Consider the following 11,264-nt stretch of genomic DNA (forward strand, 5'->3'; position numbering starts at 1 on the left):
TGAGATCGGATTCACAAAACCGGCTGGGGCAGGTCGGTGTCATCCTCCAGATACCAGTTGAGCCATTCATGGAAATATTGGTTGCCGCGCTCGTTGCGGCCGAACAGCAATTCGTCGTGGGCGCCGCTTTCGAGCCCCTTCTGAATCTCCATGCCGATGACATAATCCTCATTGTAGGTGACATCGCGGAAGAAGTTGATCGAGGCGTCGACCAGCGCCTGTTCCTCATCGTCCTTAGGCGGATCGCGGCGCAGATAATTGAGCACGGTGCGGTTGGTGCCCGGTGTCGGACCGGGGAACAGCTGCGCGATCTGGGTGATTTCGGGGGCGATGAACGCCGACACATTGGGGAACAGGATGCGGACGAAATCGAATCCCTTGTTCTCCTGCTCGCCCCAGCTGGCCCGCGGCAGCGCGCGCAGCTGGTCGCTGATCGTGCGGCTTGGAAAGCCTATCCGCATATGCGGTCCGAACGCCTCGTAATGCATCCGATTAGACGCGGTGCGCGGGTGGATGGTGTCGGGGTGCAGCACGGCGAAATGATAGCCTTCGAGATAGCCGTCGAACGCGATCTTCCAATTGGCCCCATGGATTTCGCGGCTACCCAAAAACGTCCAGTCGGCCAGACCCAGTGCCTCGAAATCGTCGAGAAAACCTCGATAGTAGGCATCGAGGTCGATCGGCGCATTGGGGGTCAGCACGGCAAAGATCATCCCGGCACGTTCTTCGCACGGCAATTCCTTCAACCCGCGCGCGCTCTTGTCTATCTCGCCAAAGCTGCTGGCCTCGGCCACCGCCAGCAACCTGCCGTCCTGGCCGTAGCTCCAGCCGTGATATTTGCAGGTGAAGCGCGGGCAATTGCCATGACCTTCGCTGGCCACCGGAGCGCCGCGATGCGAACAGACATTGAGGAAGGCGCGCACCTTGCCAGCCTTGTCGCGGTTAATCAGCACCGGAAGGCCGGCGGCGTCCATCGCCTTGTAATCGCCGGGCCTGGGCAATTCGGCGGTGAACGCCAACATCAGTGGCAGTCGCTTGAAGACGAGGTCGATCTCCGCCCGCCACTGGTCGGGGTCGAGATAGCCGCGCACTGGCACGATCATCGGCTTGTCGGCCATGAAGGTGTGCTGGTTCTCGACATAGTCGAGCATCTGCTCGGCGACCTCACCGATCGTCTCCACGCGGCCCATCAGTCTCTCCTCACGCGTTCGTCATGACCATAGGACCACCGCCGCCGCGCGCGAGCAAGCTGGGACTGGTGACAGGTAGCTGTGATTTTGATCAATTGGACCCGGCGCAAACCGGGTTATCAGGGGGGGATGGACTCTCCGCTCACCCCGCCGTGGTCGTGGCTCGACCTGCCTGCGCCGCACCAACGCGAATTCGACCGGTCCGGTGTTTGGACCGACCAGACGCTGGCCGATATCGCCATCGACCGGGCGCTGCGCGAGCCCGATGCCGCGATGCTGGTCGAACCGCAGCGGACGTGGCGGCTGGGCGAATTGGTCGCCGACGCCACGTCGCTGGCCGCGTCGCTCGGCGCGCGGGGGCTGCGGCCGGGCGAGGTGATCGCTTTCCAGCTGCCCAACTGGGGCGAGGCGGCGGTGGTCAACCTCGCGGCGTCGATCGGTGGCTATGTGATCAACCCGATCGTGCCGATCTATCGCGACGCCGAAGTGGCGATGATGCTCGGCGATGCGCGCGTGCGTGCGCTGTTCGTTCCCACCACCTTTCGCCGCTTCGATTATGTCGCAATGGCCGAACGGCTGGCGCCGAGGCTGCCCGATCTGCAGCATATTATCACCGTTCGCGGGTCAGGCATCAATGATCTGTCGGAACTGATTGCCGAAGGCCGCACGCTTTCGTTCGACCGGCCCAAGGTCGATGCGCGATCGGTCAAATTATTGCTTTACACCTCGGGCACCACCGGCCGCCCCAAGGGGGTGCTGCACAGCGAGGCGACACTGCAGCGCGTAATCCGGACCAGCGCCGATCATTGGCGGATCATCAAGGGCGAAGCGATGTTGATGCCGTCGCCGGTGACCCATATTTCGGGCTATGGCAACGGGCTGCAGTTGCCGTTCGTGGTCGGAACGGTCAGCATCCTGATGGAAAGCTGGAACGCGGCCGATGCGCTGGCGCTTATCGACCAGCACCAGGTCGCCGGGACGGTCGCCGCGACTCCGTTCCTGGTCGAACTGGCCGCCGCCGCGCGAGCGGCCGGCAACCGTCTGCCGTCGTTGCGCTATTTCGCCTGTGGGGGGGCGGCGGTGCCCGACGATTTGATCCCCGCCGCTAATGCGGCGTTCAAACATTGCCAGGCGTTTCGCGTGTTCGGCAGTTCGGAAGTGCCCTTGGTCACCTATGGCTGGCCCGACGACCCGGCCCGCGCCGCGACCAGCGACGGCCAGGTGATCGATTATCAGGTACGCATCATCGCCGACGATGGCGCCGAAGTGCCGGTCGGGCAGGAGGGCGAGATAGTGGCGCGCGGCCCGGCGATGATGCTGGGCTATGCCGACCAGGCGCAGACGATCGAGGCGATCGACGCCGACGGTTTTTTCCACACCGGCGACCTTGGCGTGGTGGACGAAGCCGGGGGCCTCACCGTCACTGGGCGGAAGAAGGATCTGATCATCCGCGGCGGCGAAAACATCAGCGCGCGCGAGATTGAGGAAGTGCTTCACGCCCACCCCGGGGTGCGCGAGGCGGCGGTAGTGGCGATGCCGCACGACCGGCTGGGCGAGGGGGTGTGCGCGTTCGTGATCGTCGCCGACCCGGCGCCTGACTCGGCGGCGCTAGCCGCGCATGTCGCCGCCAGCGGCCTCGCCCGACAGAAAATCCCCGAACGCTTCCTGTTCGTCGGCGAGTTCCCGCGCACCGCGTCGGGAAAAATCCGCAAGGACCAATTGCGCGCGACAGTTCGCGAAATCGTTTCTCGCGCGCAAGACCGCTGAAGATTAGCTCGCGCTGGCTTTCGCGATCGCCGCGCCCATTTCGGCGCTGGTCGGGTTGCGGCGCAGTGTCAGCCCGCCGTTGACCTGCAAATTGTCGCCGGTCATGAAACATTCGTCTTCGCTCAGCCACACCGCCGCGGCGGCGACGTCATCCGAGGTTCCCCACCGCCCAAGCGGGTAACTGGGCAGGAACGACTCGAACAGACCGGGAATTTTCTTCGCGGCGTCGTTCATCGGCGTGTCGGTCAGGCCGGGCGAGATCGAATTGGCGCGAATTCCTTCGGCTCCGAATTCGTTGGCGATGCAGCGGATGACATGGTCGGTGCCGGCCTTGGTGCCCATATATGCAGCGTGGTCGTTGAGCATGATCGTGGCGGTTGCTGAGCTGATCTGGATAAGTGAGCCGCCGTTGCCGCCTTTCGAGCGCGCCATCTTGCCGATCATCGCCTGAAAGAAATGAAACGGTCCAATGAACTGCAGGGCGGTCATCATTTCCAAGTCGTCGTGGCTGGTATCGAGAAACGGTTTCAACAAGCCCCAGCCGCTGGCATTGACGGCGATGTCGATACCTCCGAGTTTTTGGACGGCGCTATCGGCCAGCGCGGTGACACTATCGGGGTCAGTAATGTCGCAGGCGGTCCATTGGGCACCGGTGGCAGCGGCGAACGCTCGCAATTCCGCTTCCTTGCGTCCGGCGACCAGCGCCGTGGCACCCTCTTTCTGGAACCGGCGAGCGATATGCTGGCCCATATTGTCGGTGCTGCTGGCTCCCAGCACCACTGCGCGCTTGCCTGATAGTCGCCCCACCGTTCGCTCTCCCTGAATTTGCTAGTGCTATCATGACCGTGCCTGCTCCCGTCCTGACCAAAAGACGAGTGGCTGGCCAGGACAGCGAGGCGCAAGCGACGGGGCAATAATAAAGCAGGAGCGGACCATGGATCTGGAATTGAAGGGCAAGAAGGTTATTTTGACCGGCGGCAGCCGGGGCATCGGCAGGGCCGCGCTGGAGATTTTCGCGGCCGAAGGCTGCGACGTGGCCTTTTTTTCGCGCAACGCCGACCAGGTAGCCGAGACGGTCGCCGCGTTGTCGCGCCACGGCGGCAAGGTCGTCGGCGAGGTGTTCGACCTCAATCATCTCGATGATTATCCGACGTGGCTCGGTGCCGCCGCCGAAAAACTGGGCGGTTGCGACATTTTCGTTCCCGGCGCCAGCGCGTCCGGGTCGGGCGCGACGGGCGACTGGGACATGTGTTTCAACAATGACGTCAAGGGCACGGTGATCGGCTGCGAAACGCTTCAGCCCCACCTTGAGGCATCGGGCGCGGGTTCGGTGGTGTTCATGTCGAGCAGCGCCGCGGTCGAGACATTTCTCGTGCCCCAGGCGTTCAACGCGATGAAGGCAGCGCTTCTGACCTATGCCAAGCAATTGGGCCAGGCTTGGGGATCCAGGAATATCCGCGTCAATTCGGTCTCGCCCGGGCCGATCGCCTTTCCCGGCGGCAATTGGGAGGCGATCAAGGGAGCAATGCCCGACCTCTACAACGCTACCGAAAGCCAGTTCGCGCTCTGCCGCTGGGGCAAGCCGGAGGAAGTAGCCAAGACTATTGTATTTCTCGCGAGCCCGGCTTCATCCTATACCACCGGCACCAATGTCGTCATCGACGGCGGCTACACGAAGCGGGTGCAGTTCTAGCGTCATTGGAATCGGGGTTGAGGGCAGCGCGGCGCGGCGGCACTTCTCTTGCCTCGACTGCACCCAGATCGAGGTATTCGAACTTAGCGCGGCGGTTGCCGTCGAGAGCACGAGCCGGCGTGCACCAATATGGCTCCACGCATCGCGCCGTCGCTTGCTAGCCGATGCGCGGTGGCCGCGCCGATGCCCGGTCCCGCACCCATGACGAACGCGCACCGCCGTTCGAGCCGTCCGTTCATCAAACGATTTTTAGGATGAGCTTGCCGGTGTTCTGGCCCGAGAACAGCCGCATGAACGCGTCGTAGCTGTTCTCCAGCCCGTCTTGGATATCCTCGTCTATTTTGAGCTGCCCTGCCTCCATCCACTGCGCCATCTGCGCGCCGCCCTCAGCAAAGCGATCAACATAGGCGGCGATCAAGAAGCCGTGCAGCACCGCCTGCTTGACCAATATTTGCCACAGATTGCGCGCGCCGTGCTTCACCGGACTGTTATACTCGCTGATCAGCCCGCACAGGACGATCCGGGCATTGAGCGCCAGGTTCATCAGTTCGGCATCGAACACGTCGCCGCCGACATTTTCGAAGACGATGTTGGCCCCGCCCGGCGCGGCGCCGGCGATCTCCGCCGCCAACGCGTCGACCGACTTGCCCTTGTAGTCGATGGCGACGTCGAACCCGTAATCTTCGACCAGCCGCCGACACTTGTCCGCTCCCCCGGCGATGCCGATCACCCGGCAGCCATGGATCTTGCCGATCTGCCCTACCGCCGACCCGACCGCCCCCGCCGCGCCGGAGACGAGCAGGGTCTCACCGGGCTGCGGCTTGGCGACGTCCAGCATGCCGAAATAGGCGGTCAGCCCGACCGCGCCCACCGCCGAAAGATAGCGCGACGGGGTGTCGAAGAGACTGATGTCTATGGGACTAGTGAAGCCGCCCGGCATGACGGGGGAATAATCCTCAAGCGCGTTTAGCCCCATCACCCAATCGCCCGGCACGAAGGCCGGATTGTCGGACGCGTGGACCACGCCGACGGTCGTCGCCCAGACGGCTTCGCCGAGCGGGATCGGCGGCATGTAGCTGGGCGCGTCATCCATCCACCCGCGCTGCGCCGGATCGAGCGAGGCGAAGTGATTGCGCACCACAAACCCGCCTGCGGGTGGCCCGGGAATCACTTCCTCTACAAGCTGGAAATCCTCTTCGACGGGATCGCCGTGGGGTCGGCGTATTAGCAAGAATCTGCGATTGACGGACATGCTTTTCTCTCCTGTCGACCAATCCGTCGTCACCAATGTCAGCTTGGAGCGCACCTGTAATAAATCCCAGTAGGCCCGCGCGCGCCGAATTCTACAACTCACATCATCACGGCCGACGAAAGAGCGGCTGAATGGGGAGTACGACAATGCATATGTCCGTGTCGCGCCGGATTTTGATCGGGGCGCTAAGTTCGACGACGCTGGGCCTAGGAGCAGTTCCGGCAATGGCTCAGGGCGCGCCCGCGCCCGCCGCCGCAACCGATGCCACCGCAGTCAACCCCAACGAGATCATCGTCACTGCCCGGCGCCGCAACGAGACGCTGCAGTCGACCCCGGTTGCGATCACCGCGATCAACGCGGCGATGCTCGCCAACAAGGCAACGGTGAACATCGGCGACCTTCAGGGCGCCGCGCCGAACCTGCTCATCACCCAGCAGAATTCGGGCGGCCAGGCGGCCAATCTGTCCATTCGAGGACTGACCTATGCCGACATCGAAAAGTCGCAGGAGCCGACCGTTGGCGTGGTCGTCGACGGTGTGTTCATCGGCACCAACACCGGCCAATTGCTAGATTTCTTCGATATCGAGCAAATCGAAGTGTTGCGTGGTCCGCAGGGCACACTGTTCGGCCGCAACACCATCGGCGGAGTCATCAACATCCGCCGCACCAAGCCAACGATGCGCACCGGCATCAAGGCCGAGGGCACTTATTCGAGCTTCAACAGCTGGGCGGCGCGTGGCGTCGTCAATGTGGGCGACGGCGAGAGCTTCGGCGTCAAGGGCTTTTATTTCCACAACCAGAGCGACGGCTTTTATCACAACGCGATTACCGGCAAGCGCTCCGGCGGATCGAACAATGAGAATTTCGGCGCATCGGCGATTTTCAAGCCCGCTGGCAGCGGCTTCGAAGCCCTGCTGACGCTCGAGAAGCAGGACCAGACGTTCGACGTCACCAATTCCAATATCGCCAATTCCAGCGAGTTGTTCTGCCTGTTTGAGCCGGCACGCGAGTGCAATCGCAACAACACGTCCGACCTCTACACGGTGTTCACGTCACCGGGCACGTCGCGTTACAGCGCGCCGTCGGCGACGCTCGAGCTCAACTACCAGGCGGGCGGCGTGAAGCTCACCTCGATCACCGGTTATCGCAAGTCGAAAGAATTCCAGACGCAGGATTTCGATGCGTCGAGCACCGACCTCTACTACACGCTGCGTCAACAGAATTATCGTCAGTTCAGTCAGGAACTGCGAGCATCGGGTAATCTGTTCAGCGGCTTCGACTATGTCATCGGCGGCTATTATTTCAGCTCGCGATATCACCTTCAGCAATGGTCGCGGATTTTCGGCTTTAATACCGCGCTCGACCCGCGTGTTGCCGACAGCGACTCGCAGATCGTCGATGGGCGCAACAAATCCTATGCCGCGTTTGGTGATTTCAACTGGGCCTTCGCCGACAAGTTTCGCCTGTCATTCGGTGGCCGTTACACCCACGATACGAAGGAACTGAGCAACGCCTTCGCCACGCGCGGCCTGATCGGGTCGGGCAAGAAGAGTTTCAACAAATTCACACCCAAGGTCGGCGTCGATTTCCGGCCGGACTCAAACACCATGGTCTATGCCAGCTGGTCGCGCGGCTATCGCTCGGGCGGCTTCTCGCCGCGCGCTGGGGAAGCGCGGACGGCAAACTTGCCCTACAATCCGGAGACGGTCGACAGCTATGAGGTCGGCACCAAGCTCGACCTGCTCGACCACAAGCTTCAGTTCAATGTCGCCGCCTTCTACTCCAAATATCAGGGCCTGCAGCAGAACACGACCATTCCCTGCCTGTGCGGCACCGGCAACCAGACGATTACCTCGAACGTCGGCTCGGCCAATATCAAGGGGCTGGAATTCGACGCCAGCGCCCGCCCGGTCGACGGGCTTCGGCTGACCGCGACGATGGGTTTGCTCCGTTCGAAGTTCAAGAAATTCATCGCCGGCAATACGCTGACGGTGTTCAACCCGCTGGCACCGACGGTGCCCGTGACCGTGATCCGCAATTTCGACTATTCGGCCAATAACCCGATCTACAGTCCGAAATTCAGCGCGTCGGTCGGCGCGGAATATAAGGTGCCGACCAACTTCGGCAGCGTTGTCGCGAATGTTGGCTATCGCTATATCGGCCCGTACGACCAGCAGATCTCGCTCGGGCCGCTGACCGGCAACACCGGTTTCGTCAGCAACGGCGGCAACGTCATCGTCAACGGCAATGACGCGCGCGTCCGTTCGGACAAGCAGGGCCTGCTCGACGCCAGTTTGACCGGCAATTTCAAGCTGGCTGGCGCAAATGCCTATTTGACCGTCTTCGGGCGCAACCTGGCCGATGATCGCGGGACCAGCGCGGCGTTCACCGTCGCTGGGCTGTGGTCGTTCGCCTCGGCGCGCGAACCGCGGACGGTTGGCGTGACCTTGGGGTTCAAATATTGATCTACTCACAATAACTCGCTGGGAGTTAGGGGCGTCGCCGGTCACCCGGCGGCGCCCCATTTTCTGTTGTTGAAGGGAGTTAGGTTTTGGCTCGTTTGTCTGGCAAGGTCGCCCTCGTCACCGGTGCCGCCTCGGTTCCGGGCCTGGGCAGCGCGACCGCCAAGCGCTTCGCCGAGGAAGGCGCGATGGTCTATTGCACCGACCGCGATGAGGCCGGTGCCGAGCGTGTAGCGGCCGACATCCGCGCCGCCGGGGGCGAGGCCGAGGCGCTCGGCCACGACGTCACCAGCGAAGCCGACTGGGACCGGGTGATGGCCGCGATCGACGCCGCGCACGGCAGGCTAGACGTACTGGTCAATAACGCCGGCATCGCCGTGCTGCGACCGATCGGCGACCTGACTACCAATGATTGGAAGCTACAAAACGACGTCAATCTCAACAGCGTCTTCTACGGTACCAAGCGCGCGGTCCTGATGATGCGGCGTCATGGCAAAGGCGGATCGATTATCAACATCTCATCGGTTGTCGGCCAGGTCGGCGTCCCCGGTTGCGGTGCCTATGCCGCCGCGAAGGGTGGAGTGCGGCTGTTCTCCAAGTCGGTCGCGATCGAATGCGCCGTGGAGAATATCCGCGTTAACACCGTGCACCCCGGCATGATCCTGACCAACATCATGGACGTGGCAATGACCGACAACGCCGAAAATTACGATGTACTGGTGGCGACGATCCCGATGGGCCGCCTCGGCGATCCCGACGACATCGCCAACATGAACCTGTTCCTGGCCAGCGACGAATCACGGTATTGCACCGGCGCAGAGTTCACCGTCGATGGCGGCATGACCGCGCAGTAACCCGGCAGTGATCGCCGGCGGTAGTGACGATCAGCCGGCCAGCCTGACGATCACCTTGCCAATGTTGGCCCCGGTCAACAGGCGGCGATAGGCGACCAGGGCATTGTCCAGCCCGACTGTCTCGTCGAACCGCATCGCCAACATGCCCGAGTCCAGCCACGAGCGGAGCACCGGCATGAATTCCGCACCGCGATGCAGGAAATCGGGGATGAAGAACCCCTCGATCCGGAGCCGCCGCATCAATACCTGGTCGAACTGCATGGGGCCGGGCAGTGGGCAGTCGCGATCATAGGCCGCGATCATTCCGCACACCGCGACCCGGCCATAATGCGCCATGTTGGGCAATATCGCGTCGAGCAACGGTCCGCCGACATTGTCAAAGCAGGCGTTGATCCCGCCGTCGATGGTGGCGAGCGCGGCCGCGACATCGTCATGCTTGTAATCGATCGCCCGCTCGACCCCCAGTTCATCGAGCAAATAGCGGCATTTGTCCGGCCCACCGGCAATGCCGATCACGCGCGCCCCAAGGTTGCGCGCGACCTGGCAGGCAAGGCTGCCGGTGGCCCCGGCGGCGGCCGACACCGCGACCCAGTCGCCCGACTTGACCGCCGCGACTTCCTTGATCCCGACATAGGCAGTCCAGCCGTTCAGCCCGATCGCGCCGAGATGCTGGCGCGGGTCGGCGACGCTCTCGTCAAGCGCGACAAGCCCGGACTGATCTGGAACGACGGTCGACCAATCGGCCCATTGCCCGAACCCGCGCACCAGCGTGCCGATGGCAAAGCGCGGGTCACGACTACCGCTGACCCGGCCCAGCACCAACCCGACCATCGCCGATCCCAGCGGCAGCGGCGGCTGGTAACCGTCAGTGCGCGGTCCCATCCACATCCGCGTGCCGGCGTCCATCGACAGAAATTCCGCGCGTACCCGCACCTCGCCTTCGCCAAGCGGCGCCAGCGGCGCCTCGGTCAGGCTCAGCGCGGCCTCAAAGTCGATGCCCTCGGGATGCCGGTCGAGCTGCCAAAGGCGGTTGACCGTCACAACTCAGCCCTGGCGATGAATGTTGGTGAACACGCGATGGCTAAACAGCCAGCGGCCGTCGATCTTGACGCATTGGTCGTCATAGCGGCCGCGGTCGCGCTTGGTCGCGCCACCTTGATCATAGACTTCGCTGGAGTAGCTAACCATTGCCGCGCGGTCGCCGTCGACTTCGATCGAGCCAGGCCATGCCTGGAACATGATTCCAGGATAATGTTGCATCGCCCCGACCCACATCGCCACGATCGCCGAGCGGCCGCTCGTGGTACCGATCTCGGGATAATCGGGTAGCGACCACAGCGAATCCTCGGCCCAGGTCGCGCCCCACGCTTCGGGATCGCAACGGGTGACCGCATCGGCATAGGCTTCGAGCAATTCTCGGATCGCGAGCCGATCCTCAACGGGTCCGGTGAAGGCCATGTCTGTTTCTCCAGTGGATGTTGCCATCAGCCTAGCGGGGCGCGCGCCGGTCCGAACCTAGAGGTTAGAAGAGGTCGGGCACCGCGTCAGATCGGGACCGGGATCTCGTCCATTCCCGGCAGCGCGGTCGGCACCGCCACCTCGATCATGTCACACTTGACCCGCAACGGAAACCGCCGGAGGTCACGATAGGTCCCGCCCAGGCATTCGCCGCTGGCCAAGTCAAACCGCGCGCCGTGGAGCGGGCACATGATCGCCCCGCGCCGGATGCGCCCGCCCGACAGCATCGACGCCTGATGCGTGCATCGATCGCTGAAAGCCACCCAACCGTCATCGGTGCGCACCACGAGCACGTGCCAGCCGCCGACTTTCACCGCGTATTTGCCGACGGCGGGAAACTCGCTGGTCGCGATCAGCTGCTGCCAATGCTCGCTCACAGTGTTCTACCTAGTGGATTGATTCCAACGTTTGGTGCCCCCGCCTGACGGCGGCGATGATTTTGTCGGGATCGGCCTTCCAGACGAACGGGCGTGGCTCCTCGTTATGCTCCTTGATGAAGCGGTTGATCGCGGCCTGAAGGTCGACGAT

The 11,264-nt window shown here is 63.0% G+C and carries 10 protein-coding genes and 1 pseudogene; 4 read left to right on the forward strand and 7 right to left on the reverse strand.

The window, feature by feature from the left end; translation table 11 throughout:
- Positions 1 to 11 precede the first annotated feature (11 nt).
- Positions 12 to 1,190, reverse strand: coding sequence for an SRPBCC family protein (locus Q0R27_RS09190; protein ID WP_293943602.1), 1,179 nt, complete (start codon positions 1,188 to 1,190; stop codon positions 12 to 14).
- 129 nt (positions 1,191 to 1,319) lie between these two features.
- Here Q0R27_RS09190 and Q0R27_RS09195 point away from each other — a divergent pair, with 129 nt between their 5' ends.
- The gene (locus Q0R27_RS09195) at positions 1,320 to 2,957 is read left to right on the forward strand and encodes an AMP-binding protein (RefSeq protein ID WP_293943604.1); all 1,638 of its coding nucleotides are present in this window, start codon (positions 1,320 to 1,322) and stop codon (positions 2,955 to 2,957) included.
- A gap of 3 nt (positions 2,958 to 2,960) precedes the next feature.
- Here Q0R27_RS09195 and Q0R27_RS09200 read toward each other — a convergent pair whose 3' ends face one another.
- Positions 2,961 to 3,764, reverse strand: coding sequence for an SDR family oxidoreductase (locus Q0R27_RS09200; protein WP_293943606.1), 804 nt, complete (start codon positions 3,762 to 3,764; stop codon positions 2,961 to 2,963).
- Between the two features lie 127 nt (positions 3,765 to 3,891).
- Between Q0R27_RS09200 and Q0R27_RS09205 the strand changes: the two genes are divergently transcribed.
- Positions 3,892 to 4,650, forward strand: coding sequence for an SDR family oxidoreductase (locus tag Q0R27_RS09205; RefSeq protein WP_293943608.1), 759 nt, complete (start codon positions 3,892 to 3,894; stop codon positions 4,648 to 4,650).
- Positions 4,651 to 4,888: 238 nt separating this feature from the next.
- Here Q0R27_RS09205 and Q0R27_RS09210 read toward each other — a convergent pair whose 3' ends face one another.
- Entirely contained in the window at positions 4,889 to 5,902 is a 1,014-nt protein-coding gene (locus Q0R27_RS09210) for an NADP-dependent oxidoreductase (RefSeq protein ID WP_293943610.1), read from the reverse strand.
- A 224-nt stretch (positions 5,903 to 6,126) separates the two neighbouring features.
- Here Q0R27_RS09210 and Q0R27_RS09215 point away from each other — a divergent pair, with 224 nt between their 5' ends.
- Positions 6,127 to 8,367 (forward strand): TonB-dependent receptor, encoded by a 2,241-nt coding sequence (locus tag Q0R27_RS09215; RefSeq protein WP_293943612.1) that lies wholly within the window; start codon positions 6,127 to 6,129, stop codon positions 8,365 to 8,367.
- 86 nt (positions 8,368 to 8,453) lie between these two features.
- Complete coding sequence (locus Q0R27_RS09220; protein WP_293943614.1) at positions 8,454 to 9,218, forward strand: glucose 1-dehydrogenase; 765 nt, start codon at positions 8,454 to 8,456, stop codon at positions 9,216 to 9,218.
- 30 nt (positions 9,219 to 9,248) lie between these two features.
- Here the strand turns inward: Q0R27_RS09220 and Q0R27_RS09225 are convergent, their stop codons facing one another.
- From Q0R27_RS09225 to Q0R27_RS09240, 4 genes and pseudogenes are all read right to left on the reverse strand, one after another.
- Positions 9,249 to 10,259: an NADP-dependent oxidoreductase gene (locus Q0R27_RS09225; protein ID WP_293943616.1), complete on the reverse strand. Its 1,011-nt coding sequence runs from the start codon at positions 10,257 to 10,259 to the stop codon at positions 9,249 to 9,251.
- Positions 10,260 to 10,262: 3 nt separating this feature from the next.
- The gene (locus tag Q0R27_RS09230) at positions 10,263 to 10,676 is read right to left on the reverse strand and encodes a nuclear transport factor 2 family protein (protein WP_293943618.1); all 414 of its coding nucleotides are present in this window, start codon (positions 10,674 to 10,676) and stop codon (positions 10,263 to 10,265) included.
- Between the two features lie 86 nt (positions 10,677 to 10,762).
- Positions 10,763 to 11,113: a Rieske (2Fe-2S) protein gene (locus Q0R27_RS09235; protein ID WP_293943620.1), complete on the reverse strand. Its 351-nt coding sequence runs from the start codon at positions 11,111 to 11,113 to the stop codon at positions 10,763 to 10,765.
- A 10-nt stretch (positions 11,114 to 11,123) separates the two neighbouring features.
- Positions 11,124 to 11,264, reverse strand: a pseudogene (locus Q0R27_RS09240) (IS630 family transposase); the annotation flags it as partial.

The organism is Sphingomonas sp. (assembly GCF_025362505.1).
GTDB lineage: Bacteria > Pseudomonadota > Alphaproteobacteria > Sphingomonadales > Sphingomonadaceae > Sphingomicrobium.